Here is a 24,413-nt window from a genome sequence, read left to right on the forward strand (position 1 = left end):
CGTCTCTTCGTGCGCTCATTCGCGCGCCGTTCGACACGATCTTGGCCCGACCGGGAAAGTTTTTCTTCTGCACAGCCGGTGGACGGCAAAAGGCCAGGTCAAGTGGGTTGCTCAAACTGAGGAGCGAGCTTGTTCACAGGGCTGTCCACCGTGTCGTGCACAGGTTTCGCGGAGTTCTCCACAGCATCCGGGCGGTCGTCCACATGGCCTGTGGATAACCAGATTGGCTGACGGTGCCCGCGGGCCTACCGTGGTCCGGCGCCCACTCCGTGCGTCGGCTGGGAAAGCAGCACAAAACCGACGCGCCACAACCGGAGTTGGGCCTCTCATTTGTCAGTGCCGTGCCGTAGAACTATGGGCACGGCTAGGTCCGCTCGGCGGACGGGAGGAGGTGGCTCGGTGAGTATTTCCGAGCCCTTGGACGACCCGTGGGCCGGCAGCGGCCCCAGCGATCGTCTGCCCGCCTCCCGCCGACGCGGTGACGGCGGCCGGAGTCGCGGCGAACAGCATGACCACGGCCGGGACGAGAGCGGCTGGGACGGCGGGGGCACGGCCTTCGAGCGGGTGCCGCCGCAGGACCTCGACGCCGAACAGTCCGTCCTCGGCGGCATGCTCCTGTCCAAGGACGCCATCGCCGACGTCGTCGAGATCATCAAGGGCCACGACTTCTACAAGCCCGCCCACGAGACGATCTTCCAGGCGATCCTCGACGTCTACGCCAAGGGTGAGCCCGCCGACCCCATCACGATCGCCGCCGAGCTCACCAAGCGCGGTGAGATCAACAAGGTCGGCGGCGCATCGTATCTGCACACCCTCGTCCAGACGGTGCCGACGGCGGCCAACGCCGAGTACTACGCGGAGATCGTGCACGAGCGCGCGGTCCTGCGCCGGCTGGTAGAGGCCGGCACGCGCATCACGCAGATGGGATACGCGGCCGACGACGACGTCGACGAGATCGTCAACCGCGCCCAGGCCGAGATCTACGCCGTCACCGAGCAGCGCACCAGCGAGGACTATCTGCCGCTCGGCGACATCATGGAGGGTGCACTCGACGAGATCGAGGCGATCGGTTCCCGCAGCGGCGAGATGACCGGCGTGCCCACCGGCTTCACGGACCTCGACTCGCTCACCAACGGTCTGCACCCGGGTCAGATGATCGTCATCGCGGCCCGTCCCGCGATGGGTAAGTCCACGCTCGCGCTGGACTTCGCGCGCGCGGCGTCGATCAAGCACAACCTGGCCAGCGTCATCTTCTCCCTCGAAATGGGGCGCAACGAGATCGCGATGCGTCTGCTGTCGGCCGAGGCCCGCGTGGCCCTGCACCACATGCGTTCCGGCACCATGACGGACGAGGACTGGACGCGCCTGGCCCGCCGGATGCCCGAGGTGTCCTCCGCCCCCCTCTACATCGACGACTCCCCGAACCTGTCGATGATGGAGATCCGCGCCAAGTGCCGCCGGCTGAAGCAGCGCAACGACATCAAGCTCGTGATCATCGACTATCTGCAGCTGATGCAGGCCGGTGGGTCCAAGCGCTCGGAGAGCCGTCAGCAGGAGGTCTCGGACATGTCCCGTAACCTCAAGCTCCTGGCCAAGGAGCTGGAGGTCCCGGTGATCGCGCTCTCGCAGCTCAACCGTGGTCCCGAGCAGCGCACCGACAAGAAGCCGATGGTCTCCGACCTGCGTGAGTCCGGCTCCATCGAGCAGGACGCCGACATGGTGATCCTGCTGCACCGCGAGGACGCGTACGAGAAGGAGTCGCCGCGCGCGGGCGAGGCCGACATCATCGTGGGCAAGCACCGTAACGGCCCCACCGCGACCATCACCGTCGCCTTCCAGGGGCACTACTCGCGGTTCGTGGACATGGCACAGACCTGACCGGCCCCGTCGGCCTGCTCACATGAACTCGACGACCAGGCGTCCCGCGGGATGGACTGGGGTCATGACGACACCCCAGGAAGAGCTGCTCCCCGGCACCCGCAGGGCGCTGCTGCACCGCATCGCCGTGGCCCAGGCCGAGGGACGCGCGCCGTCGCTCGTGGCGACGGTGGTGCGCGGCGGGCGGGCCGTGTGGCACGGTGCGCGAACGTCGGTGGACGGGCACGGGCCGGACGAGAACGTGCAGTACCGCATCGGCTCGATCACCAAGACCTTCACCGCCGTTCTGGTGCTGCGCCTGCGCGACGAGGGGCTTCTCGACCTCGGTGATCCGTTGGAGAAGCATCTGCCGGGCACCGGCGCGGGGGAGGCGACCATCGCCGATCTCCTGGCCCACACGGGCGGACTGGCCGCCGAGTCACCCGCGCCCTGGTGGGAGCGCACACCGGGATCCCTTCGGCCGGAGCTCGCCGACGTCCTGGGCGAAGGTCCGCTGCCGCATCCGGTGGGCCGCCGCTTCCACTACTCCAACCCCGGCTACACCCTGCTGGGGGCGCTCGTCGAGAAGTTGCGCGGAGCATCCTGGGACGAGGTGCTCCGGAGTGAAGTGCTGGAACCTCTGGGCCTGGACCGTACGAGCTTCCATCCGCGGGCGCCTCATGCGGGCGGCTGGGCGGTGCACCCCTGGGCCGACGTCCTGTTGCCCGAGCCCAGCGAGGACCTGGGACGCATGGCCGCGGCCGGTCAACTCTGGTCCACCACGGGCGACTTGGCGAAGTTCGCGGTCTTCCTGGCGGCAGGGGACGACCGGGTGCTGAGCGCCGACAGCGTACGGGAGATGCGGACGCCCGCCGCTCCCGCGGAGGCCGCGGACGTGATGGACGGGACGTCGTACGGCCTGGGGATGCAGGTCCTGCGGCGGCACGGCCGGCTGCTCGTGGGTCATTCCGGCTCGCTGCCGGGCTTCCTGGCGAACCTCAGCATCAGCGTCGAGGACGACGTCGCGGCCGTCGTGCTGGCCAACTGCACGTCCGGCCCGCTGCTGTCCGCAGTGGGGGCCGATCTCGTGCGCATCGTCGCCGAGGCGGAACCGCGCATCCCCGAGCCGTGGCGGCCGTTGCGCGAAGTCGACGCGGACGTAATGGAGTTGGCGGGCCAGTGGTACTGGGGCACGTACGGCTTCGCCCTGCGGCTGACGGCCGACGGACTGGCTTCGCTGGAGCCGTTGTCCGGTGCGGGGCGCCGCTCACGTTTCCGGCCGAACGGCGACGGCACCTGGACCGGACTGGAGGGGTATTACGCCGGAGAGCTCCTGAAGGCCGTACGGCGGCCGGACGGGACCGTGAGCCATCTGGACCTCGGCTCCTTCGTGTTCACCCGTCAGCCGTACGACGAGGGGGCTTCCGTGCCGGGTGGAGTGGATCCGGACGGTTGGCGGGGGATCGGATAGGGCGCCGGCGCGGTGCGGGTGCCCTGTTTCACGTGAAACAGGGCCTTCGCCCCACGTGTTCCGATGGGCCTCACAGGGGGAGCTTGAAGCCCACGTGCGAAGCCGTGAAGCCGAGCCGCTCGTAGAAACGGTGGGCGTCGGTGCGGGTGTTGTCGGAGGTCAGCTGCACCAACTGGCAGCCTTCCCGACGGGACGCGTCGATCGCCCACTCGATGAGCCGCGTGCCCAGACCGCTGCCCCGCTCGTCCGCGTGGATGCGGACCGCTTCGATGATCGACCGGGTGGCGCCGCGCCGGGAGAGGCCGGGGATGACCGTGAGCTGAAGCGTGCCGACGACACGCTCTTCGCGCACGGCGACGACCAGGTGCTGGTGGGGATCGGCCGTCAGGCGTTCGAGCGCGGCGAGGTAGGGAGCCAGATCGTCCGGTGACTCCCGCTGAGCACCGAGTGGGTCGTCCGCGAGCATCGCGACGATTTCGGGGACGTCGTCGGCCGTGGCGGGCCGTATCTCAAGATCTCCCATGGCAGGCACCCTATGCCGACCGGCAGGAGGGCCTCAGCCCGCCGCGACGGTCAGGGGTGCGAAGCGCCTGGTCCAGTCCCCGGGCAGCTCCGGGACCCGGTGGGTCATGACCGCGTTGAAGGCGATCGAGGCCAGTCCCCGTTCCTTCGCCCAGGTCAGCAGCTCCTCGTGCCGCACGTCGATGTCGGTCCGCAGGGGACGGTCGCTGAGCGCCGCGAGTGAGGTGATGAGGGCCTTCGCCGTCGCCGTGTCGCGCGCGACCAGCGGACCGACGACATGGGTGTCCATGTTGGGCCAGGCGGCCGCGTATCCGATGAGCCGGCCGTTCTCCTCGGCGACCCGCAGATGGTCGGCGAAGGCAGGAAGCCGGGCGATCACGTGCGTGCGATCGCTGCCGAAGACCTCCCCGTCCAGCCGGAGGACGGCCGCGAGGTCTTCAGCGGTCGCCGCGCGGGTGACGGCATCGGGCTGGGTCCCGTGGGGAACGAACCGGCCGCGCAGCATCTCGGCCCGGCCGGTCACCTTGAAGCCGAGCTCCTCGTAGAGCGGCCGGCCGTTCGGCGTCGCGTGCAGGGTGAGCGGGGTGGTTCCGGTCTCCGCGAGGACGTGCCGCATCAGATGCCGTCCCACACCCTTGCGGGCGTGCCGCTCGGCGACCAGCACCATGCCGATGGCCGCGAGGTCGGGACGGTCCGGCTGTCCGTACTCGGTGACGACACAGGCGCTGACGAGACCGCCCCCGGGGTCGTCGATGCCGTACCCCTTTCCGGCCGTGAGGAGGAAGCCCCACTTGTGCTCCTCGCGTGGCCACCCCCGGTCTTCGGACAGGTCGGCGCAGGCGGCGAGATCGCGGAACGTCAGACGGCGGATGGGCAGGGCGGTGAGGGAAGGCATCGGCACGCAGGTCAGGCTGTCCGACCGCCGCCCTCCCCGTCCACCTCTTTCCGGCAGGACGAGGGAGCTTTTGGCCATGTCGTGGCCATCCGCACAGGATGCCGAAAGCTGCTGTTCGTTTCACGTGAAACGCCCGCACGGCGGATCGGGGTTTCGCCCGTCGGCAGCGTGTCATCCGGCGATTAGCCTCGTGCCTCATGGCGAGACTTCATCTCTTCGATCTGGACGGCACGTTGCTGCGCGGCACGACGTCGCCCGTGGAGATCTCACGGCAGCTGGGCCTGGAAGCCGAGGCCCTGGCGCTCGACGAGGCGATTTCCGCGGGGCTGATCGGCCCACCGGAGTACGCGCACCAGGTCCACGCTCTCTGGTCCGGGCTGACCGAGGCTCATGTGACGGCGGCCTTCGACGCGGCCCCGTGGCTGGAGCGGATCCGGGAGGTCTGGGCGGAGATCCGGCGGCAAGGCGGGTACTGCGCCGTCGTGTCCCTCTCGCCGTCGTTCTTCGTGGAGAAGCTCCTCGGCTGGGGTGCCCATGCCGCGTACGGGTCCCGCTTTCCCGCCGTGCCGTTCACCGAGCCGGTGGACCCGACGGGGGTGCTCAGCGCGGCCGCCAAGGTCGAGATCGCCGACCGGCTGTGTGCCGAGTTCGGAGTGACCAGGGACGACTGCGTCGCCTATGGGGACTCCCTGTCCGACCGGGACCTGTTCGGCGTGGTGCCGGTCTCCGTGGCGGTCAACGCGGACAGCCATCTGTCGGGTCTCGCGACCCACTCCTACCGGGGCGGCGACCTGTGGGAGGCGTATGAACTGGTGCGGTGAACCGGCACGTCATGAGCAGGGGCCGGCCGGTTCGGCGTCGGCTCAGCCCAGGTCCGGGGCGTGCATGGCGCGCACGCCCTCGATGTTGCCGTCCAGATAGTGCCGCAGCGACAGCGGTACGAGATGGACGGAGGCGATCCCGACCCGGGTGAACGGCACGCGGACGATCTCGTACTCGCCGGCGGGTTCGTCGACCTCGGGGCCGTGCCGCAGGTTCGGGTCCATGGACTCCAGACGGCAGACGAAGAAGTGCTGCACCTTCACACCGGTCGCGCCGCCGTCCTCACCGATGTGCTCGACGGTGTCGACGAAGCAGGGCACCACGTCGGTGATCTTCGCGCCGAGCTCCTCGTACACCTCACGGTGCAGGGCGTCGACGACGGTCGTGTCTGCGGGCTCGACCCCGCCACCGGGAGTGACCCAGTAGGGATCGACGCCGGGTTTCGTGCGCTTGATGAGGATCAGGTCGTCACCGTCCAGCAGAACGGCACGGGCGGTGCGCTTGACCACGGGTCGGACGGTCATGGGGGGAATGTGGCCCGGATGGTTCCACGTGAAACATCGCATGTCGTCACGGGGCGAGCTCACCCCGTCACTACCGCTCCGACCGGCGAAAACCGCAGCTCAGCACCAGTCGGTCGCGGCCCGCAGCAGCCATTCGTGAGCGCGTGCGATGTGCGGCATCGCGAGGGTGCCGGTACGGACCACGAGGAAGTACGTCCGCAGCGGCGGTACCGCGGGCTCGTGCAGGGCCACGATCTCTCCTCGCGCCAGCGCGTCCGTGCACAGATAGCGCGGCAGCACCGCGAGACCGGCGCCCGCGACGGCACACGCCAGGACCGCGCGCAGGTCGGGGACGATGACAGTCCCCGGAGCGGCCGGGCGGGAGTCGAAGACGGAGGCCCAGTAGCGCGAGACGAAGGGCAGCGACTCGTGCACCTCGATCACGGGGACGTCCTCGAGGGCGGGCGCGCCCTGTCGGCGGGGCTTCCAGCGGCCGATCTTCTCGGCCCGCCCCGGGGAGGCGACCAGGACGTGCTCCTCGTCGCAGAGCGGAGTCGCCGTGAGCAGGGCGCCGCGCGGACGGGCCGTACTGATGGCCAGATCGTGATGCCCGGCGGCGAGCCCTTCCAGGGTCTCCTCGGCGTTCCCGAAGGAGGCGCGCAGCGCGAAACCCTGGCCGTCGTCCCCGGTCAGCTCGGTGAGGGCGGGCAGCGCGCGTTCCGCGGTGAACTCGGGGGGACCGGCGAGATGCAGGGTCCTCAAGGACGATTCGTCGTCGAGGCCGGTCTCCGCGATCTCCACCAGGGCGTCGAGATGCGGGGCGGCCTTGTGTGCGAGCTCGTCGCCGATGCTCGTCGGGGTCACTCCGCGGGCCTGCCGCAGGAACAGGGGGCGTCCCAGCTGCCGCTCCAGGGTGCGTATCTGGGAGGTCACGGCCGGCTGTGACAGGCCGAGCAGGGCGGCGGCGCGGGTGAAGGAACCGGCCCGGTGCACCGTGACGAACGTGCGCAACAAGGCCAGATCCATGGTCCGCTCTCCCCTTTGCCCTGCCCTTTCCCCAGCCCCCGGGCAGGGCCCAACTATAAATAAGTCGATAGGTCTCTGTCGCTACTGTGATTGGACACTGACAGAGAGTCAACTAGCCTTGTTTGCGCGGTTCTTCGCGCGCGGAACCGAGGGCGGTCCGAGCCACGAGGGGGGAGGCTCGGACCGCCCGGCATGCAGGGTGGAACGCCCGCTCGACGCCCGTAAGACGGTCACCCGGCCGACTCCTCCAGCGCCCGCAGCACGTCCGCCACCAGGTCCTCGGGGTCCTCGGCGCCGACGGAGAAGCGGATGAAGCCCTCCGGCACCGGATCCCCGCCCCAGCGGCGGCGCCGCTCGGCCGTCGACCGCACGCCGCCGAAGCTCGTCGCGTCGTCCACGAGACGCAGCGCCTCCAGAAAACGCTCGGCACGCGCGCGCGTGGGCAGCGTGAAGGAGATGACGCAGCCGTAGCGGCGCATCTGCTGAGCGGCGACCTTGTGCGAGGGGTCGTCGGGCAGCCCCGGATAGCGCAGCCCGCTGATCTCGGGCCGCTCACGCAGTACTTCGGCGAGTGTGAGGGCCGTCGCGCACTGCCGGTCGACCCGCAGCTGGAGCGTGGCGATCGAACGGTGCGCGAGCCAGGCCTCCATGGGCCCCGGAATGGCGCCGACGATCTTGCGCCAGCGGCGTACGGCCGCCATGGCCTCGGCGTCGCGCCCGACGACGTACCCGAGCAGGACGTCCCCGTGCCCCGTGAGCTGCTTGGTGCCGCTGGCCACGGCGAAGTCGGCGCCCAGCTCCAGCGGACGCTGCCCCAGGGGCGTGGCGAGGGTGTTGTCGACGGCGACGAGCGCACCACGCGCGTGGGCGGCCTCGGTGAGGCGCCGGATGTCGCACACGTCGAGCCCGGGGTTGGACGGCGTCTCGATCCACAGCAGCTTCGCGCCGTCGAGGACGTCGAGCTGGGCGTCGTTCGCCGTCGGGGCGGTGCGCACCTCGACGCCGTACGCCTCCAGCTGGGCGCGGACCATGGGCAGCACCTGGTAGCCGTCGGTGGGCAGCACGACCACGTCTCCGGCGCTCACCTGGGAGAACAGCACGGCAGAGATGGCGGCCATGCCCGAGGCGAAGGTGAGCGTCTCCACGTCCTCGCCGCCGGGTGCCTCCAGTTCGCCGATGGCGCGTTCCAGCAGCGTCCAGGTGGGGTTGTCGTCGCGGCCGTAGGTGTAGGGGCCGCTGACGTCGCCCGGCAGGTGGAAGTGGGCGGCGAACACGGGCCCGGGCAGGGTCGGCTCGTTCTTGGCCGTCTCGGGCAGTCCCGCCCGCACCGCGCGCGTGCCGTCACCGTCGCCCGAAGGCCTGCCCGTCGCGGAACCACTCATGCCGCCCGTCCTTCCACCTGCTCGCGTACCGCGGCGAGGAGACCCTCGCTCGCCGCCTCCACCATCTCAAGGCACTCCTCGAAGCCGTCCATGCCCCCGTAGTACGGGTCGGGCACGTCCAGGTCGTCGCCCGCGGCGGGGTCGTAGGAGCGCAGCAGCCGTACCTTCGCCGCGTCCTCCGGAGTCGGCGCGAGACGGCGCAGGGCCTTGAGGTGGCCGGCGTCGAGGGCGATGACGAGGTCCAGCCGGGAGAACCACGAGGACTGAAACCGGCGGGCGATGTGCGTGCCGTCGTAGCCGTTCTCGCGGAGGACGGAGACGGTGCGCGGGTCGGCGCCGTCGCCCTCGTGCCAGCCGCCGGTGCCCGCGCTGTCCGCCTCGACCCGGTCGTCGAGCCCGGCCTCCCGCAGGCGGGTGCGGAAGACGGACTCGGCCATCGGGGAGCGGCAGATGTTGCCGGTGCAGACGAAGCAGACGCGGTAGGTCATCGTCCGCTCAGTCCTCGTCCGGCAGGACGACGTGCAGCGCCCAGGAGACGATCGAGATGATCAGGCCGCCGAGGACCGCGGTCCAGAAGCCCTCGACGTGGAAGCTCAGGTCGAGCTTGCCGGCCAGCCACGACGTCAGCAGCAGCATCAGGGCGTTGACGACCAGCGTGAACAGACCGAGCGTCAGGATGACGAACGGCAGGGACAGCAGCTTCACGATCGGCTTGACCAGCCAGTTCACCAGACCGAAGACCAGGGCGACGAGGAGCAGCGTCCAGGCCTTCTTGGCGGTGCTGTCACCAGTCAGGGTGATCTTGTCCAGCAGCCATACCGCGACCGCCAGGGCGCCCGCGTTGGCGATCGTCTTGACTACGAAATTCTTCATGTGTCTGATCGTGGCAGACCAGATCGGCTACGAGTACGGGGACGAGGACGGCAACTGCGATGAAGGCATTCCGGCTGGACGAACTGGAGGCGGAACGCGCCGCCAACGACGGCGCCTACCTGCAGTTTCTGCGGGAACGGAACATGTCCGTCGGCCTGTACGCGCTCGACGCCGGCGAACATGATCCACAGAAGCCGCACAACCAGGACGAGGTCTACTTCGTCGTGAGCGGCCGCGCCGCCATCACCGTCGGCCTGGAGACGACCCAGGTGGCCCGCGGCAGCGTGATCTACGTGCCGGCCGGCGTCGCCCACAAGTTCCACCACATCAGCGAGGACCTGAGGGTCCTGGTGGTGTTCTCTCCGCCCGAGAGCTGAGCCGCGGCCTCGGGGTTCCCTAGGGGTTCGATCAGGGGTGGACAAGGGATGCGAGGCCCCCGCCGGGCCCCCTCACGGCCCTAGCATCGAGGGCAGGACAGAAGAAGGATCCGGCACAGAGCCCCGGGTCATCGAAGGACCCGGCATAAGCGACGGGCGGAGAGAGAAGGACGAGAGCAATGGGAGAGATCTTCTCGGGACTGCCCTGGTGGGTGAAGTGGATCGCGGTACCGGTCATCGCCCTGGTCGTGTTCGGGGGACTGATCGCCTCGGTCGTCGGCTTCGTCATCGGGCTGCTGTTCAAGGCGCTGGTGTTCGTGGCGCTCGTCGGTGGACTGATCTACGTCGTACGGAAGTTCACGTCGAGCTCCTCGTCGCGCAGCGACTGGTGAGGGCCGTGGGAGACCGGTGACCGGTAACGGGAATCACCGGTTCCCTCGGGGGAGGGAAGTTTCCCCGGCAGACCGTCCGCAAGCGGTGGCGGGCGGTTAGAGTCCGGAACTCGTCGCGGGAACGACCCCAGTGAGCGGCGCACCCCTCCCCGTGTTACCCCACAGCACGGGCCGCCCCCCTTGTGCTTCGGGAGTGACCCTTGGCCACCGTAGACACCGCACTCACCTCCCCCCACGCGCCACCGACCCCGGCGTCCCCCGCCACCCCGTGCCTCCGGCCCCCGGAACAGCCCGGCCCCGGAACGCAGGAGCGCGCGGCCGGGGCGCCGGCGCCCTCCTGCGCCCCCACCGAGACACCGCGGGCTTCGCACACCACGCCTCCTGCCGCACAGCCGCAGTCCGGGACCCTCATCGGTTCGGTCCAGCGGGCGATGAGGCTGCTGGAATGCGTCGCGCGACACGCGCACGGAGCTCCCGCCAAGCAGCTCGCCCGGGAGACGGGCCTGGCGCTGCCGACGGCGTACCACCTGCTGCGGACCCTCGTGCACGAGGGCTATCTGCGCAGGGAGAAGGGCCTGTTCTTCCTCGGTGAGGCGGCCGAGCGGCTCGGCAGCAGCGGAGCCCAGCAGAAACGTCGCAGCACGATCGTGGACGCGCTCGCGGGTTTTCGCGACGCGATCGGCGTGCCCGTGTACTACGCCGTGTACCAGGACGGCGAGATCGCGATCAGGTGCGTCTCCGACACCCCGGGCAATCCGGCGGTCGAGGAGTGGGCGGACTTCCGCGAGACCGGGCACGCGCACGCCATCGGGCAGTGCCTGCTGTCCCAGCTGGACGAGCAAGGCCGCCGCGATCACCTTCAGCGCCATCCCGTGCAGCCCGTCACCCCGTACACGGTGCCCGACGGCCGCAGTCTGCTGCGGCGGCTGGAGCGGACCCCGCGGATGGAGACGGTGACGGAGCGGCAGGAGTACGCGCTCGGGACGGTCTGCGCGGCCATCCCCATCACCGTGGGGACGACGGCCGCCACGATGGCGATCTCCCTGCCGTGCCATCAGGCCGATCGTCTGCTGTCGGTGGCGCGGCAGTTGCAGAGCGAGATCGGGCGTCTGCTGGGGTCTCTCGCCATCTCTATCAGTATGTGAAAACTCACTCCTTGTGATCTGTTGTGTACGTTCAGCAATATTTCACCTGTATCAGGGGATGATTCCCAGCCAGACGGCTTCAAATGACGGGGTAGGCGATGCGCGAGTCGGTGCAGGCAGAGGTCATGATGAGCTTCCTCGTCTCGGAGGAGCTCTCTTTCCGTATTCCGGTGGAGTTGCGTTACGAGTCCTGCGATCCCTATGCCGTGCGGCTGACCTTCCATCTCCCGGGCGACGAGCCCGTGACCTGGGCTTTCGGCCGGGAGTTGCTGATCGACGGGGTCGGTACCCCGTCCGGGGACGGCGACGTGCGCGTCTCGCCCGTCGACCCCGATGCGCTGGGCGATGTCCTGATCCGGCTTCAGGTCGGCCGCGACCAGGCGCTGTTCCGTTCGTCCACCGCCCCGCTCATCGCCTTCCTCGACCGCACCGACAAGCTCGTGCCGCTCGGCCAGGAGGGTGCGCTCGCCGACTTCGACGCCCACCTCGACGAGGCGCTGGACCGGATCCTGGCCGAGGAGCAGAGCGCGGGCTGAGGACGGTAAGGGCCCAGGGACAGCAGAACCCTTCGGCGCGGGGCCGAAGGGACGCAGGAACGCTTCTCTCGCGCGGGTGAGGTGCCCCCCTCGCGCAGGTGTGAGCTGTCCCGGGCTCACCACTCAGTGCTTGCGGCGCCGCCCCTTCCCCGAGCGCGCCGGAGCCGAGGACGGCGGCCCCGTCACGGCGGTGGCGGCCTCCGGCCGGTCCGCCGAGACCACGAGCGCCGCCAGCAGGGTGGTCACCGGCACCGAGGCGACCAGGCCGATGGAGCCCACCAGCGTGCGCACGATCTCCTCGGCCACCAGTTCGCTGTTGGCGACCGTCCCCACACTGCTCTGCGCGATGGAGAAGAGCAGCAGCAACGGCAGCGCGGCGCCCGCGTAGGCGAGGACGAGGGTGTTGACGACGGACGCGATGTGGTCGCGCCCGATGCGGATGCCGGCCCGGTACAGCCCGCGCCAGCCCATGGCCGGGTTGGCCTCGTGCAGCTCCCAGACGGCCGAGGTCTGGGTGACGGTGACGTCGTCGAGGACCCCGAGCGAGCCGATGATGACGCCGGCGAGCAGCAGACCGCTCATGTCGATCGACGGGTACAGGCCGTGGATCAGACCGGTGTTGTCGTCGGTGTTGCCGGTCAGTGCGGCCCAGCCGATGAACTGCGAGCCGAGGACGCCGATCAGCACCAGGGAGATCAGGGTGCCGAGCACGGCCACGGAGGTGCGGGCGGACAGGCCGTGGCACATGTAGAGGGCGATCAGCATGATGGCGCTCGCCCCGACGACCGCCACCACCAGCGGGTTGGAGCCCTCCAGGATCGCGGGCAGGATGAAGAAGTTCAGGATCAGGAAGCTGATGGCGAGCGCGACCAGCGCCATGACGCCCCGCATCCGTCCGACGATCACGACGGCGACGGCGAAGATGCCGGCCAGCAGAGCCATCGGGAAGCCCCGGTCGACGTCGGTGACCGAGTACTGCAGGTTCTTCGGCGCGGAGGGCTCGTAGGCGACCACGACCTTCTCGCCCTGGTGCAGTTGCCGGGACTGGTCCGGCTGCACGATCTCGACGAACGTGCGGCCCTTGTCGTTGCCGGTGTCGACCCGGACGGTGGCCTTCTTGCAGGTGCCCTTCTCCTCCTGCTGGGCGGAGGAGCCGCCGGCGGTGGAGGTGGCGCCGACCGAGCCCCCGCCGGAGGCGTTGACCGACTTGCAGCTGACCTCGACGACCCGGGTGACCGTCGCCCGCTGGCTCTGCCGGTCGAAGCCCACGCCGGTCCGCTCGTGCGCCGGGGCGCCGCCGGGCCACAGCACCGCGAGCCCGACCACCACGGCCGCGGCGAAGGGGATGAGGATCGCCCCGATGACCTTGCGCAGATGCCGGGAGACGGGGGCCGCCGGGCCGTGGCTGTGACTGTGGCCGTGCCCGCCGCCGGAGCCGTGCCCCTGGCCGTCGATCTCGGGCCCGCGGGGTGAGTGCCCGTGACCTCCGTGTTCGTGGCCTTGTCCCTGCCTGTGGCCGCCGTACTCGTGCCCGTGCTCATGGACCCCGTGAGGGCCGTGGCCGTCGCCGCTTGCGGAGCCGGACCGGCGGGGTTGCTCCGGCGGATACGAGGGCGGTTGCGTCGTGGTCACCGCCCGATCATCGCAAGAACGAAAGAGGCCCCCTGTTCACCGCGCCCGAAATGACGCTAGCGTGGAGCCACCTTTGCACACGCGGGAGCTCGGAGCACCGGGCTGAGAGGGCGCTGACCTCCGTCCCCACGATGTTTCACGTGGAACATCACCGAACACGAGTGATGTTCGCCACGAAACGTCGCCAGACGGAAATCGCTGCGTCGACCGCCGAACCTGTTACCGGGTAATGCCGGCGTAGGGAGTAGGTCTCATGACCAACAAGGACGTACGCACGCCTGCCTCCAGCACGGACGAGCAGTCCGTTCAGGGCGATCAGTCCCAGGGGGCCGGGAAGTCCATCGGCTGGCACAAGGCATACGTCGAGGGCTCGCGCCCCGATCTGCGCGTGCCGGTCCGTCAGGTGCACCTCACCCACGGGCGGTCGGTCACGCTGTACGACACATCCGGCCCGTACACCGATCCACTCGTCGACACCGATGTCCGCAGGGGGCTGCCGCCGCTTCGGGAGAACTGGATCATCTCCCGCGGCGACACCGAGGAGTACGCAGGCCGCCCCGTCCGTCCCGAGGACGACGGCGTCAAGCACACCTCCCCGCGCGGCGGTCTGCGCAACCTCGACGCGGTCTTCCCGGGACGGCCGCGTCTGCCGCGCCGGGGCCGGGCGGGCACGGCGGTGACCCAACTCGCCTATGCGCGCAGGGGCGAGATCACCCCGGAGATGGAGTACGTGGCCGTCCGGGAGAACGTCTCCCCGGAGGTCGTCCGCGAGGAGATCGCGGCGGGCAGGGCCGTACTGCCCGCCAACGTCAACCACCCGGAGATCGAGCCGATGATCATCGGCAAGCGGTTCCTGGTGAAGGTCAACGCCAACATCGGCAACTCGGCGGTGACGTCCTCCATCGAGGAGGAGGTCGAGAAGATGACGTGGGCGACCCGCTGGGGCGCCGACACGGTCATGGACCTCTCCACCGGCCGCAACATCCACACCACCCGCGAGTGGGTGCTGCGCAACTCCCCCGTCCCCATCGGCACGGTGCCGCTCTACCAGGCGCTGGAGAAGGTCGACGGCCGCGCCGAGGAGCTGACCTGGGAGATCTACAAGGACACGGTCATCGAACAGGCCGAACAGGGCGTGGACTACATGACGGTCCACGCGGGCGTCCGCCTCCCGTACGTCCCGCTCACCGCCAACCGCAAGACCGGCATCGTCTCGCGCGGCGGCTCGATCATGGCCGCGTGGTGCCTCGCACACCACAAGGAGTCGTTCCTCTACGAGAACTTCGAGGAACTCTGCGAGATCCTCGCCGCCTACGACGTCACGTACTCGCTCGGCGACGGCCTCAGGCCCGGCTCGATCGCGGACGCCAACGACGAGGCGCAGTTCGCGGAGTTGCGCACGCTCGGGGAACTCAACTCGATCGCCAAGCGGTTCAACGTCCAGACCATGATCGAAGGCCCGGGACACGTCCCGATGCACAAGATCAAGGAGAACATCGACCTTCAGCAGGAGATCTGCGAGGAGGCTCCGTTCTACACGCTCGGCCCGCTGACCACCGACATCGCCCCGGCGTACGACCACATCACCTCCGGCATCGGTGCCGCGATGATCGCCTGGTGGGGCACGGCGATGCTCTGCTACGTCACGCCCAAGGAGCACCTGGGCCTGCCCAACCGCGACGACGTCAAGACCGGCGTCATCACCTACAAGATCGCCGCCCACGCGGCCGACCTCGCCAAGGGCCACCCGGGCGCGCAGGAGTGGGACGACGCCCTGTCCGACGCCCGCTTCGAGTTCCGGTGGGAGGACCAGTTCAATCTCGCCCTGGACCCGGACACGGCACGGGAGTTCCACGACGAGACCCTCCCGGCGGAGCCGGCCAAGACCGCCCACTTCTGCTCGATGTGCGGGCCGAAGTTCTGCTCGATGAAGATTAGCCAAAGCATCACAGAGCGGTTCGGTGGTGCGGCGGCTGAGGGAGCGTCTCCCGAGGAGATCGCGGAGGGGATGCTGCAGAAGTCGAAGGAGTTCGCGGCGAGCGGGAACCGGGTGTACCTGCCGTTGGCGGACTGACCCGGACGTCTACGGAACGGCCCGCGGCTCATGCGGCAGTCGCGGGTCGTCCTGTTCCGTTCCAACTAGTCGCTGGCTTCGAGGTAGAGGTTTGCCAGACGGGGCAGTCGCCGATGCATCTCGTCCGCGTCGTCGAAGTCGAAGTCTTTCCCCATCTCCGCTGCGTCGCTGTCCTGCTCGTCAGTCGGCTGGTACTCGGCCCAGGCCTCGTAGAAGGAGTCCGGGTTTCCTGTGAGACGTTCAAAAGCACCACTGGCCGCGTAGTTCACGTCCTCGTAGAACAGCGCGTCGTCCCGGTGAGCGCTCGCGGCTTCGATGACAGCGGGGTGTCCGGCGAGGCTGTCCGGGGCCAGAGCTATGCGCTCGTACCAGTCCCGTCCCAGTGCGATCACCCCCGCTCGAAAGTCCATGAAGCTGTCGTCGGAGCAGCCGCCGCCGATGAGATAGGCCGCCGCCCAGACATCCCACCGGTACAGAGCATCGTGTACCTCATCGAACCGCTCGGCGTACTCAAGGATCTCCTGCGGAGGGCGCCTGGTGAGAAGGTTCACCAGAGCCTCGTCGAAGCGAACTCCGGAGGCGGCGGTCGAAGAGCGTGCGGATTCGATGATGCTCCAGAACCGATCAATGTTCATGGAGCTGCACTGTGCCATCTCGTTCTGACAGTGGGCCGTTGCTCGGCACAGCTCCATCGTCCTCATACAGCCGGTGGCCCACGGTCTTCCTCGCGGGTTGGTCCTACTCCGGGTTGAAGTCGTCCTCGATGAAGATTGACCAAAGCATCACAGAGCGCTTCGGCAGTGCTGCTACTGAGCGGAGACGGCCCAGCGGGTCAGTTGTCCGGAATCCGCGTCGTGGGTGAGCCAGGTTCCATCACCAAGTGGGCGGGCCGGTCCTTCTATGGGACACGGATAGCCGACTTGCCCCCGTACCTCCAAGGTGACCGAGTCAAGCAGCCAGTGACGGCCTTCACCGTGCTCCTCGTCGGCCTCGGTGGTCGAGGCTATGACGGAGGTTGAGTCGATGTGCCCGCAGTAGTAGTCCCAGTACGCGGGGTCTTCGTTCTCGTAGTCCTCGTCTCCGTCTTCGGGCTGGAGCGGGGGGATGGTGGAATCGCCGACGGTTGCCATTGCGGCTCCCGAAGGAAATGCGTGGACGGAGAGGTCCCCGCAGTTGTGGTCCAGGGTAAGGAACTTGGTGCCCGATGGGTGGACATCGACGAGGATGCGGTCGTCGTCGTTCATGTCCCAGCTGTGCAGGTTGCCTTTCTCCCATCGCGCCCAGTAGAGCATCGACCCGTCCTGACCCAAGCCGATGCTCAGTCCCACGTGCTTCCCGTCCGGGTGGGCGATGTGTACGGAGCCGGCTGCCACGCTGTCCAGAGGAGTCCGGCCCACAACCCTGCCGGTGATGGCATCGAGCACCAACCACTCCTCGTACTCGGAGCCACGAACATGCCCCCAGACGAGAGTCCCGTCATCCGAGACCCGGACCGATCCGGATTCCAGACCGCCACAGACGTGGTCGGCGATTGCGTGATCGTGCTCCCGATGTCCCCAGCACTCATGGTTGTACTGCCAGCGGACACCCCCGTCCGGCTCCACGGCACAGATCGCGCGCTGCCCGCTGAACACCGCGAAGCTCAGATCAGGACTCACTGAGTTCACGCCGCGCCGCCAACTCGACCAGGGCGAGCGAAAGCTGACCTGCGGCGCCGTAACTCCGCTGAAGAGGCCCTCCAGGTCGTGGACTGCCAAAATGCCCTCGTTGCGTATGAGTGCGAGCCTGTGGACGCCTCGTTCCTCCAAGGCAAGGCCAGTGATCAGCAGCCCTCCGTGCTGGAAGTTGACAGAAGCCACGGGCTGGGCGAAGACGCGCACTGTGCATTCCTTGTGTCGTGCTACTTAGAAGTCCGGGAACACTAGCGGGTCTGCGATGGACAGCTGACAGGCAGCCCGGCACCTGCTTGCGCACTGTGGTGAATCCGACGTGATGTAGTCCTCGATGAAGATCAGCCAAAGCATCACAGAGCGGTTCGGCGGTGCGGCGGCTGAGGGGGCTTCCTCTGAGGAGATCGCGGAGGGGATGCTCCAGAAGTCGAAGGAGTTCGCGGCGAGTGGGAACAAGGTCTACCTTCCGATCGCAGACTGAGAACTGCACGCGGTGCCCCGGCCCTCCGGGGCGCCGTTTCCCTCTCAGAAGGCACGCTTTCGGCACTCCGGGTTGTGCAGACTGGCTTCATGACAGCGAAAGCACTGAGCAAGGGCGCCAACCTTCCCGTCGACTCTCGCGCAGTGCGCGTTGAACTGACGTGGTCCGAAGGACCCGGTGTGCCCGATGTCGACGCCTCGGCGTTGCTGCTCACTGCGACAGGCCGCGTTCGTGACGATGGTGACTTCGTCTTCTACAACCAGCCGCAACATGCATCGAACGCGGTGACGCATCTCGGAAAGCAGAGTGCCGGGGGTGTCCTGACCGACGCGATCGAGGTGGATCTGAGCTCGCTGGAACCGTCAGTCGAACGGGTCGTGCTGGGTGCGTCGGCCGACGGCGGAACGTTCGGTCAGGTGCCTGGACTGACCTTGAGACTGCTGGACACCGCGACGCGGACCGAGATCGCGCGGTTCCACATGGAGGCTGGGACGGAGACCGCGTTCATCGGCGGTGAGTTGTACCTACGGGCGGGGCGGTGGAAGTTCCGCGCAGTCGGGCAGGGCTATGCCTCCGGACTCGCTGGCCTGGCCACCGATTTCGGCATCGCTGTTGACGATGCCCCTCCGGACACGTCCGCTCTGCCGGCGGCACCCGTTCCCCCAGCGCCCCTTCCTGTCAAGACGCCTGCCCGCCCGCACCTCGGTACGGGCGAGGAGCAGTTGCCCGTAGACATGCGCAAGCGCCTCTCCCTGCGCAAGGAGCAGGTGGCTGTCAGTTTGAGAAAGTATGGAGCAGCCGGGGTCACGGCACGCGTCATCCTGGTCCTGGACGCTTCCGGTTCCATGTCTTTCCTTTACTCCAAGGGTGTCGTGGCCGACGTAGTCGAGCGTATGGCAGCTGTTGCCGCACAGCTTGACGATGACGGTGAGATGCAGGCTTGGACGTTCGCTTCGAACGCGGCACGGCTGCCCGACCTGCGTCTGAGAGACCTTCCCGAATGGCTGCGGCTTCACGTTCGGGTGGGAGAGCTGAGCCTTTTCCGCAGAAGCAGGAAACCCCGTAAGGGACTGGAAGCCGGTCAGGTCGACATGCGCACGGTCGGCATCCAGAACGAAGAACAGAAGGCGATCGCCGAAGTCCGTGCGTATGTCCGGGGAGAACCGGCCCCAGTCCCCACCCTGGTGCTGTTCTTCTCTGATGGAGGCGTATACCGCAACGCCGCTATCGAGCGGGAGCTCCGGGAAGCGGTCGAGGAACCGATCTTCTGGCAGTTCGTGGGTTTGGGGCAGTCCGACTACGGAGTGCTGGAACGCTTCGACACCCTGCCCGGCCGCCGCGTCGACAACGTGGGGTTCTTCGCCGCCGACGACATCAGTTCAGTCCCCGACCAGGACCTCTACGATCGGCTTCTCTCCGAGTTCCCGACCTGGATTGCTGCTGCCGGTCGGGCGGGCATTCTTTGATCCTGTGCCCTGGATGTCTCAGGCGTGTGTTTGTCATCGATGAAGATCTCCCAGGACATCCGCCGCGAGCACGGCGGCAGTCGGGAGGAGGTCGAGGAGGGCATGGCGCAGAAGTCCAAGGAGTTCGCCGCGGCCGGCAACCGCGTATACCTCCCGATCACCGAACAGCCGTAGCACCCGGGGCGGCCCATGCCTCACCTCCGGGGCGTGGGCCGCCCTGGTCCGGGGTGAGGGGCGGCCTCGCCGGCCGGAACAGCCTCCGCGCCCGTCATGGACCGGAGTGACGGCTTGCGCTCCCCCGGAGGGGGCCTGGTGGAGGGCGCAAGCCGGGGGTTACTCCGGCTGGTGTTCCGGGCCTCCGAAGTCCGGGCTGGTGTAGTCCGGGCTCGTGAAGCTCGGCCGGTGGCCGCGGGCCGGGCCGTCGTCCGGGCTGCTGAAGCCCGGGCGGTCGTAGCCCAGTTGCGGGATGCGGCTCGTCGGCGCCGAGGGTGCCGTGATGTTCAGGGCCGCCGCCGCGCCGGGATCGGCCAGGGCTTCGCGCAGGAACGGCACGACGCCGCGCTCCAGCAGCGCCTCGCGCCACGCGTCCCTGGCGCGTGCCACCTCTTCGCTCAGTTCGCCGTACGGTCCGGCTTCGAGTGCCGGGCGGTTGCGCAGGGCGGTCAGGAGCAGGCCCACCGCGGCCACGAGGATGGCGGCCGCGGTCATCGCGCCGAACACCCAGCCGGCGGTGATCATGGTCTTGCCGAACACCTGCTTCGGTGCGACCGACCTGATGACGTATCCGACGAGCAGGAATATCACCGCGGCCGTTCCGGCGAGGACCGGGGTGAGGACGGCGGCGACGGCGACGGCGCCCGCGCCGGCGGGTTCGGCGGCTTCGCCGAGGGTGGCAGCGAGCCCCATCGCGTCCGGACCCGGCTCCGTGGAGCCCGATATACGGGTGGACGACGGGGTGGACGACGCCGGCTGGCGCAGTTCCTCGCGAACCTTCACGTAGTGCTGGTACTCGGTCGCCGCGGCCACCGTGATGAGTGCGGTGGCGTTCAGCGCCATGGTGCGCAGCTGTTCGGTGTTCAGCCGCTGTCCCACAGCGGCCAGTTCCGGGCGGTGTGGGGCGGAGCGCAGCGCCTCATCGAGGACCCGCTCGTACTCCTGGCGGTCCTCGCTCAGCAGGTGCTGCGGAACGCTGTTCATGTGCATCCCCCGATGCTCCGTAGGGCTTGGGGCTCGCATGCCAACGAGCCGTCGGGCAGAAACGGAGGGGAGCCTGCTACGGATAAGCCGATGGTAGAGCCGGGACGGCACGCGTCGACAGGGGGTTTCCGGAAATTGGGCCCTGGCCTGCGCCGTTCATCGCGCCTCCACCGCGCGGGGCGCCGGCCCTGTGAACGCTCAGACGTCCAGCGGCAGTTGCCGGACCAGCAGCTTTCCGGCCATGGTCACCCCGCCGTCCATCGCGATGGCCAGGCCCTCCGCGTAGACGTGCGGCCCCTCGACCACGGGTCCCGCGTCGTCCTCGCCCTCCTCGGAGCCGACCTCACCCGTGAGATAGGGGATCGGGCTGTGACCGTGAACGACACGGGTGCCGCCGTACGTATCCAGCAGCGAGCGCGCGGCGTCCGCACCGCCCTCGTCGCGGAAGGAGAAGCGCTTGGTGAACTTGCGGAACAGATCCCAGCATTCGTCGGCGTCGTTGCGGGTGAGGGTCTCGCGGATCGTGTCGTTGACCGCCTCGATCGAGTCGCCGTAGTCGAGGTAGGCGGTGGTGTCCGAGTGCAGCAGCAGATAGCCGTCGACCTCCTCGACGGCGTCGAGGCGGGCCATCCACTGCAGGTGGTGGTCCTGCAGACGGTCCATGTCGGTCTTCTGGCCGCCGTTGAGCAGCCAGGCCGCCTGGAAGGTGGCGGTGCCCGCACCGGAGTTGACGGGGGTGTCGCCGAACCGCTTGGCGCCGAGCAGCAGCAGCTCGTGGTTGCCCATGAGCGCCTTGCAGTAGCCGCCGGCCGCGGCCGCCTCGGCGGACAGCCGCATCACCAGCTCGATGACGCCGATGCCGTCGGGTCCGCGGTCGGTGAAGTCGCCGAGGAACCACAGCCGGGCGGTGCCGGCGCACCAGTTCCCGCCCGCGTCGATCAGGCCCTGCTCCTGGAGCGCGGCCAAGAGCTCGTCCAGGTAGCCGTGGACGTCGCCGACGACGTAGAGCGGGCCGGCGCCGTCGTTCGGCTGCGGCACCGCGTGGGACGCGGGGTCCACGGGCACCTGGAGGGTGTCACCCCGATTGATGACGGGAAGGTCGCGCTCGGTCGGTGTGTAGCCCTCGGGATACGCCTCCTCGTGGGGCGGTACGACGTCGCCGGGGTGCGTGCTCTGGCCGTACGGACCGGTCTCGTGGACGTACGCAGGCACCCGGAAGTCGCGCAACGTCGCCGTCCGCTCCGTCTCGGGTCCCTGACCGGCCCCCTGAGTCATCAGACCCCTCCACCATCGCGCCGCATCTGCACCGCTTCGGACTGCCTGGTCGCAGCGGCCCGCGGTGTCGTGGGCCCATCATAGGAATGCGGATCGCGCCATGTGATGACCCAGGGGTGGTGAATCGGCGCAAGAGTCCAGTTCACCGCGGCATTCGCCCCGATTGGGCAGGGCTTCGACCGCTGCTGACAGCGCTTGTTTCACTCCTCTTCGGGCGAACGCGGCGGGCTGACCGTCGTACGCGGGGCACGTCGCTGCGACGAGGTGCGCACGATCAGTTCCGTCGGTATCACCTGCTCGACCGGTTGGTCCGATTCGACCCCCTCGATCGCGTCGATGAGCAGCTGCACCACCGCCGTGCCGATCCGGCGCGGCTTGAGTGAGAGTGTGGTGATGGGCGGCTCGGTGGTGGCGTACACCCCGGATTCGCTGCAGCAGACCAGAAGCAGGTCGTCCGGTACGCGCAGGCCGTAACGACGGGCGGCGGCGAGCAGATCGGTGCCGTTGGGGTCGAACAGGCCGTAGACCGCGTCCGGGCGGTCCGGGCGGGCCAGCAGCCGGTCGGCGGCGACGGCTCCCGCGCACGGATCGTGCGCCGGGTAGGCCTCGTACACCGGGTCCTGGCCGACGCGCTCGCACCAGCGCAGGTACGCGGTGGTCGACAGGTGGGTGTACGTGTCCGTCGACGTCCCCGTCAGCAGGCCGATGCGGCGGGCGCCGGCGTCGGCCAGGTGGTCGAGGATGCCGAGGACGGCGGCCTCGTGGTCGTTGTCGACCCACGCGGTGACCGGCAGGGCGCCGGCCGGGCGGCCGTCGGAGACCACCGGTAAACCCTGCCGGACCAGTTCGCTGACCACCGGGTCCTGGTCGGAGGGGTCGATGACGACCGTGCCGTCCAGGGCGACGTTCGACCACACGTCGTGGCGCGAGGTCGCGGGGAGGATCACCAGCGCGTAGCCGCGGGCGAGCGCGGCGGAGGTGGCGGCCCGCGCCATCTCGGCGAAGTACGCGAACTCGGTGAAGGTGAAAGGTTCATCCCCGTACGTCGTCACGGTCAGGCCGATGAGACCCGACTTGCCGGTACGGAGGGTGCGGGCCGCGGCCGAGGGGCGGTACCCCAGCCGGTCGGCGACCTCGCGGACATGGCGTCGGGTGGCATCCGGGAGCCTGCCCTTGCCGTTCAGGGCATCGGAGACGGTCGTGATGGAGACTCCGGCGGCGGCGGCGACGTCTCTGATGCCCGCCCGGCCCGGCCGGCTGCCTCGACGTGAGGTTTCCGCGCGGCTCACCTGGTGCTTCCCTGCTGCTGTCATGGCGAGCCGATAGTAGGGCTCATGCGGTGGGGTAGGGCGGACGCATATGCACGCGTTGACAGGCACGTTTCTGCAAGGTCATTTAGCCCCAACTGCCTTTGAATGCAAGTCAGTTGAACGATCCAATGGCATTACGTGACTTGTCGACACGCATGAGCCTGCCAAGTTCCCGATGTTTCGAAGAGGTCTCAACTCACCTGCACGGGTGATGCGCGCCAGGGCGTGAGCCACCGGCGCATAGATATATGTGGCCGCGCCCCCTGGATTCGTCTGCCTTCGTGCGGTGTTGCCCGTGATGCGTGTGGGACGGATGAGGTCGGCCCGCACCAGTACGCAGCGGCGGTGAATCCTCATAAGGTGTGGAGTATTGGAAGCCGGCGGCGCGGACGGGGCCGCCGGTGGTCGCGAGGAGGACTGCGGTGAGCGAGACGAGCCCCAAGCTGCGAGCCGAGCTGGCGGGGATCCCCACCTACAAGCCGGGCAAGCCCGCCGCGGCCGGTGGTCCGGTGGCCTACAAGCTGTCCTCCAACGAGAACCCCTACCCGCCGCTGCCCGGAGTGATGGAGACGGTGACGGCCGCCGTCTCGACGTTCAACCGCTACCCCGACATGGCCTGCACGGGCCTGATGAACGAGCTCTCCGACCGCTTCGGCGTCCCGCTCTCCCACCTGGCCACGGGCACCGGCTCCGTCGGCGTCGCCCAGCAGCTGATCCAGGCGACCTCGGGCCCGGGCGACGAGGTCATCTACGCCTGGCGGTCCTTCGAGGCGTACCCGATCATCACGCAGATCAGCGGCGCGCGGTCCGTGCAGGTGCCGCTGACGGCGGGTGACGTGCACGACCTGGACGCGATGGCGGACGCCATCACCGACCGCACCCGTCTCGTCTTCGTCTGCAACCCCAACAACCCGACCGGCACCGTCGTGCGCCGGGCCGAGCTGGAACGGTTCCTCGACCGGGTGCCGGCCGACGTGCTGGTGGTCCTGGACGAGGCCTACCGCGAGTTCATCCGTGACCCCGAGGTGCCGGACGGCGTGGAGCTGTACCGGAGCCGGCCGAACGTCTGCGTGCTGCGCACCTTCTCCAAGGCGTACGGCCTCGCGGGGCTGCGCGTCGGCTTCGCGATCGCCCACGAGCCGGTGGCGGCGGCGCTGCGCAAGACCGCGGTGCCCTTCGGGGTGAGCCAGCTCGCGCAGGAGGCGGCGATCGCGTCGCTGCGCGCCGAGGACGAACTGCTGGGCCGCGTCGGCTCGCTGGTCTGCGAGCGCACGCGCGTGGTCGACGGGCTGCGGGCCCAGGGCTGGACGGTGCCCGAGACGCAGGCCAACTTCGTGTGGCTGCGGCTGGGGGAGCACACGGTCGCGTTCGCCCAGGCCTGTGAGCAGCACGGCGTGGTGGTCCGTCCGTTCCCCGGCGAGGGTGTGCGGGTGACGGTCGGGGAGACCGAGGCGAACGACATCTTCCTGAAGGTGGCCGAGAGCTTCCGCAAGGAGCTGTAGGACGG

Annotated in this window: 25 protein-coding genes; 12 read left to right on the forward strand and 13 right to left on the reverse strand. The window is 68.9% G+C overall.

Annotation, left to right across the window (positions count from 1 at the left end; translation table 11 throughout):
* Positions 1–399: 399 nt before the first annotated feature.
* Together dnaB and M8J74_RS07230 are read left to right on the forward strand one after the other, a co-directional pair.
* Positions 400–1,878 (forward strand): replicative DNA helicase, encoded by a 1,479-nt coding sequence (dnaB, locus tag M8J74_RS07225; RefSeq protein ID WP_058924325.1) that lies wholly within the window; start codon positions 400–402, stop codon positions 1,876–1,878.
* A gap of 64 nt (positions 1,879–1,942) precedes the next feature.
* On the forward strand, positions 1,943–3,328 hold the full coding sequence (locus M8J74_RS07230) for a serine hydrolase domain-containing protein (RefSeq protein WP_249835611.1): 1,386 nt from the start codon (positions 1,943–1,945) through the stop codon (positions 3,326–3,328).
* A gap of 70 nt (positions 3,329–3,398) precedes the next feature.
* Here M8J74_RS07230 and M8J74_RS07235 read toward each other — a convergent pair whose 3' ends face one another.
* Both M8J74_RS07235 and M8J74_RS07240 read right to left on the reverse strand, forming a co-directional pair.
* Positions 3,399–3,851: a GNAT family N-acetyltransferase gene (locus tag M8J74_RS07235; protein ID WP_249835612.1), complete on the reverse strand. Its 453-nt coding sequence runs from the start codon at positions 3,849–3,851 to the stop codon at positions 3,399–3,401.
* Between the two features lie 33 nt (positions 3,852–3,884).
* Positions 3,885–4,751, reverse strand: coding sequence for a GNAT family N-acetyltransferase (locus M8J74_RS07240; RefSeq protein WP_249835613.1), 867 nt, complete (start codon positions 4,749–4,751; stop codon positions 3,885–3,887).
* Positions 4,752–4,942: 191 nt separating this feature from the next.
* On the opposite strand from M8J74_RS07240, the gene M8J74_RS07245 reads away from it, so the two are divergent.
* The gene (locus M8J74_RS07245) at positions 4,943–5,566 is read left to right on the forward strand and encodes an HAD family hydrolase (RefSeq protein ID WP_249835614.1); all 624 of its coding nucleotides are present in this window, start codon (positions 4,943–4,945) and stop codon (positions 5,564–5,566) included.
* A gap of 42 nt (positions 5,567–5,608) precedes the next feature.
* Here M8J74_RS07245 and M8J74_RS07250 read toward each other — a convergent pair whose 3' ends face one another.
* The 5 genes from M8J74_RS07250 to M8J74_RS07270 form a co-directional block, all read right to left on the reverse strand.
* Positions 5,609–6,091 (reverse strand): NUDIX domain-containing protein, encoded by a 483-nt coding sequence (locus tag M8J74_RS07250; protein ID WP_249835615.1) that lies wholly within the window; start codon positions 6,089–6,091, stop codon positions 5,609–5,611.
* Between the two features lie 99 nt (positions 6,092–6,190).
* Positions 6,191–7,096 (reverse strand): LysR family transcriptional regulator, encoded by a 906-nt coding sequence (locus tag M8J74_RS07255; protein ID WP_249835616.1) that lies wholly within the window; start codon positions 7,094–7,096, stop codon positions 6,191–6,193.
* Positions 7,097–7,326: 230 nt separating this feature from the next.
* Complete coding sequence (locus tag M8J74_RS07260; RefSeq protein WP_249835617.1) at positions 7,327–8,478, reverse strand: cystathionine gamma-lyase; 1,152 nt, start codon at positions 8,476–8,478, stop codon at positions 7,327–7,329.
* Entirely contained in the window at positions 8,475–8,966 is a 492-nt protein-coding gene (locus M8J74_RS07265; protein WP_249835618.1) for a low molecular weight protein-tyrosine-phosphatase, read from the reverse strand. The genes M8J74_RS07260 and M8J74_RS07265 overlap by 4 nt, the downstream gene beginning before the upstream one ends.
* 7 nt (positions 8,967–8,973) lie before the next feature.
* Positions 8,974–9,351 (reverse strand): phage holin family protein, encoded by a 378-nt coding sequence (locus M8J74_RS07270; protein ID WP_058924333.1) that lies wholly within the window; start codon positions 9,349–9,351, stop codon positions 8,974–8,976.
* Positions 9,352–9,410: 59 nt separating this feature from the next.
* Between M8J74_RS07270 and M8J74_RS07275 the strand changes: the two genes are divergently transcribed.
* From M8J74_RS07275 to M8J74_RS07290, 4 genes are all read left to right on the forward strand, one after another.
* Positions 9,411–9,728, forward strand: a complete 318-nt coding sequence (locus tag M8J74_RS07275) for a cupin domain-containing protein (protein ID WP_200703065.1) — start codon at positions 9,411–9,413, stop codon at positions 9,726–9,728.
* Between the two features lie 179 nt (positions 9,729–9,907).
* Positions 9,908–10,120 carry a DUF5326 family protein gene (locus M8J74_RS07280; RefSeq protein ID WP_058924335.1) on the forward strand — a complete coding sequence of 71 codons (213 nt, stop codon included), beginning with the start codon at positions 9,908–9,910 and terminating at the stop codon, positions 10,118–10,120.
* Between the two features lie 431 nt (positions 10,121–10,551).
* Positions 10,552–11,265, forward strand: a complete 714-nt coding sequence (locus tag M8J74_RS07285; RefSeq protein ID WP_058924336.1) for an IclR family transcriptional regulator — start codon at positions 10,552–10,554, stop codon at positions 11,263–11,265.
* A 98-nt stretch (positions 11,266–11,363) separates the two neighbouring features.
* The gene (locus tag M8J74_RS07290; protein WP_058924337.1) at positions 11,364–11,801 is read left to right on the forward strand and encodes an SsgA family sporulation/cell division regulator; all 438 of its coding nucleotides are present in this window, start codon (positions 11,364–11,366) and stop codon (positions 11,799–11,801) included.
* Between the two features lie 123 nt (positions 11,802–11,924).
* On the opposite strand, the gene M8J74_RS07295 is transcribed toward M8J74_RS07290, so the two are convergent.
* Complete coding sequence (locus tag M8J74_RS07295) at positions 11,925–13,433, reverse strand: YibE/F family protein (protein WP_249835619.1); 1,509 nt, start codon at positions 13,431–13,433, stop codon at positions 11,925–11,927.
* 253 nt (positions 13,434–13,686) lie between these two features.
* On the opposite strand from M8J74_RS07295, the gene thiC reads away from it, so the two are divergent.
* A complete protein-coding gene (gene thiC, locus M8J74_RS07300; protein WP_249835620.1) occupies positions 13,687–15,507 on the forward strand; it encodes a phosphomethylpyrimidine synthase ThiC in 1,821 nt (606 codons plus the stop codon).
* Positions 15,508–15,572: 65 nt separating this feature from the next.
* On the opposite strand, the gene M8J74_RS07305 is transcribed toward thiC, so the two are convergent.
* A complete protein-coding gene (locus M8J74_RS07305) occupies positions 15,573–16,142 on the reverse strand; it encodes a DUF4240 domain-containing protein (protein ID WP_249835621.1) in 570 nt (189 codons plus the stop codon).
* A gap of 171 nt (positions 16,143–16,313) precedes the next feature.
* The gene (locus tag M8J74_RS07310) at positions 16,314–17,387 is read right to left on the reverse strand and encodes a hypothetical protein (RefSeq protein ID WP_249835622.1); all 1,074 of its coding nucleotides are present in this window, start codon (positions 17,385–17,387) and stop codon (positions 16,314–16,316) included.
* Positions 17,388–17,511: 124 nt separating this feature from the next.
* Here M8J74_RS07310 and M8J74_RS07315 point away from each other — a divergent pair, with 124 nt between their 5' ends.
* From M8J74_RS07315 to M8J74_RS44430, 3 genes are all read left to right on the forward strand, one after another.
* Positions 17,512–17,658, forward strand: a complete 147-nt coding sequence (locus tag M8J74_RS07315; RefSeq protein ID WP_249835623.1) for a hypothetical protein — start codon at positions 17,512–17,514, stop codon at positions 17,656–17,658.
* A gap of 89 nt (positions 17,659–17,747) precedes the next feature.
* Entirely contained in the window at positions 17,748–19,124 is a 1,377-nt protein-coding gene (locus tag M8J74_RS07320) for a VWA domain-containing protein (RefSeq protein WP_249835624.1), read from the forward strand.
* Between the two features lie 39 nt (positions 19,125–19,163).
* The gene (locus M8J74_RS44430; protein WP_283947905.1) at positions 19,164–19,298 is read left to right on the forward strand and encodes a hypothetical protein; all 135 of its coding nucleotides are present in this window, start codon (positions 19,164–19,166) and stop codon (positions 19,296–19,298) included.
* A gap of 159 nt (positions 19,299–19,457) precedes the next feature.
* Here the strand turns inward: M8J74_RS44430 and M8J74_RS07325 are convergent, their stop codons facing one another.
* The 3 genes from M8J74_RS07325 to M8J74_RS07335 form a co-directional block, all read right to left on the reverse strand.
* The gene (locus M8J74_RS07325) at positions 19,458–20,327 is read right to left on the reverse strand and encodes a hypothetical protein (protein ID WP_249835625.1); all 870 of its coding nucleotides are present in this window, start codon (positions 20,325–20,327) and stop codon (positions 19,458–19,460) included.
* 192 nt (positions 20,328–20,519) lie between these two features.
* Positions 20,520–21,596, reverse strand: coding sequence for a metallophosphoesterase (locus M8J74_RS07330; protein ID WP_249835626.1), 1,077 nt, complete (start codon positions 21,594–21,596; stop codon positions 20,520–20,522).
* A 200-nt stretch (positions 21,597–21,796) separates the two neighbouring features.
* Positions 21,797–22,909, reverse strand: coding sequence for a LacI family DNA-binding transcriptional regulator (locus M8J74_RS07335; protein WP_058924343.1), 1,113 nt, complete (start codon positions 22,907–22,909; stop codon positions 21,797–21,799).
* Positions 22,910–23,328: 419 nt separating this feature from the next.
* Between M8J74_RS07335 and hisC the strand changes: the two genes are divergently transcribed.
* Complete coding sequence (gene hisC / locus M8J74_RS07340) at positions 23,329–24,408, forward strand: histidinol-phosphate transaminase (protein WP_249835627.1); 1,080 nt, start codon at positions 23,329–23,331, stop codon at positions 24,406–24,408.
* Positions 24,409–24,413 lie beyond the last annotated feature (5 nt).

Origin of the sequence: Streptomyces panaciradicis (assembly GCF_023516615.1) — a bacterium.
Lineage (GTDB): Bacteria > Actinomycetota > Actinomycetes > Streptomycetales > Streptomycetaceae > Streptomyces > Streptomyces panaciradicis.

What these genes read in the sequence shown, in the direction of transcription:
- M8J74_RS07270 (WP_058924333.1), bottom strand. Translation starts at nt 9,351, where the DNA reads ATGAAGAATTTCGTAGTCAAGACGATCGCCAACGCGGGCGCCCTGGCG.
- thiC (WP_249835620.1), top strand. Translation starts at nt 13,687, where the DNA reads ATGACCAACAAGGACGTACGCACGCCTGCCTCCAGCACGGACGAGCAG.
- M8J74_RS07275 (WP_200703065.1), top strand. Translation starts at nt 9,411, where the DNA reads ATGAAGGCATTCCGGCTGGACGAACTGGAGGCGGAACGCGCCGCCAAC.
- M8J74_RS07330 (WP_249835626.1), bottom strand. Translation starts at nt 21,596, where the DNA reads ATGACTCAGGGGGCCGGTCAGGGACCCGAGACGGAGCGGACGGCGACG.
- M8J74_RS07325 (WP_249835625.1), bottom strand. Translation starts at nt 20,327, where the DNA reads ATGCACATGAACAGCGTTCCGCAGCACCTGCTGAGCGAGGACCGCCAG.
- M8J74_RS07290 (WP_058924337.1), top strand. Translation starts at nt 11,364, where the DNA reads ATGCGCGAGTCGGTGCAGGCAGAGGTCATGATGAGCTTCCTCGTCTCG.
- M8J74_RS07230 (WP_249835611.1), top strand. Translation starts at nt 1,943, where the DNA reads ATGACGACACCCCAGGAAGAGCTGCTCCCCGGCACCCGCAGGGCGCTG.
- M8J74_RS07245 (WP_249835614.1), top strand. Translation starts at nt 4,943, where the DNA reads ATGGCGAGACTTCATCTCTTCGATCTGGACGGCACGTTGCTGCGCGGC.
- M8J74_RS07255 (WP_249835616.1), bottom strand. Translation starts at nt 7,096, where the DNA reads ATGGATCTGGCCTTGTTGCGCACGTTCGTCACGGTGCACCGGGCCGGT.
- M8J74_RS07305 (WP_249835621.1), bottom strand. Translation starts at nt 16,142, where the DNA reads ATGAACATTGATCGGTTCTGGAGCATCATCGAATCCGCACGCTCTTCG.
- M8J74_RS07320 (WP_249835624.1), top strand. Translation starts at nt 17,748, where the DNA reads ATGACAGCGAAAGCACTGAGCAAGGGCGCCAACCTTCCCGTCGACTCT.
- M8J74_RS07265 (WP_249835618.1), bottom strand. Translation starts at nt 8,966, where the DNA reads ATGACCTACCGCGTCTGCTTCGTCTGCACCGGCAACATCTGCCGCTCC.
- M8J74_RS07315 (WP_249835623.1), top strand. Translation starts at nt 17,512, where the DNA reads ATGAAGATCAGCCAAAGCATCACAGAGCGGTTCGGCGGTGCGGCGGCT.
- M8J74_RS07260 (WP_249835617.1), bottom strand. Translation starts at nt 8,478, where the DNA reads ATGAGTGGTTCCGCGACGGGCAGGCCTTCGGGCGACGGTGACGGCACG.
- M8J74_RS07250 (WP_249835615.1), bottom strand. Translation starts at nt 6,091, where the DNA reads ATGACCGTCCGACCCGTGGTCAAGCGCACCGCCCGTGCCGTTCTGCTG.
- M8J74_RS07285 (WP_058924336.1), top strand. Translation starts at nt 10,552, where the DNA reads ATGAGGCTGCTGGAATGCGTCGCGCGACACGCGCACGGAGCTCCCGCC.
- M8J74_RS07280 (WP_058924335.1), top strand. Translation starts at nt 9,908, where the DNA reads ATGGGAGAGATCTTCTCGGGACTGCCCTGGTGGGTGAAGTGGATCGCG.
- M8J74_RS44430 (WP_283947905.1), top strand. Translation starts at nt 19,164, where the DNA reads ATGAAGATCTCCCAGGACATCCGCCGCGAGCACGGCGGCAGTCGGGAG.
- M8J74_RS07235 (WP_249835612.1), bottom strand. Translation starts at nt 3,851, where the DNA reads ATGGGAGATCTTGAGATACGGCCCGCCACGGCCGACGACGTCCCCGAA.
- M8J74_RS07335 (WP_058924343.1), bottom strand. Translation starts at nt 22,909, where the DNA reads ATGACAGCAGCAGGGAAGCACCAGGTGAGCCGCGCGGAAACCTCACGT.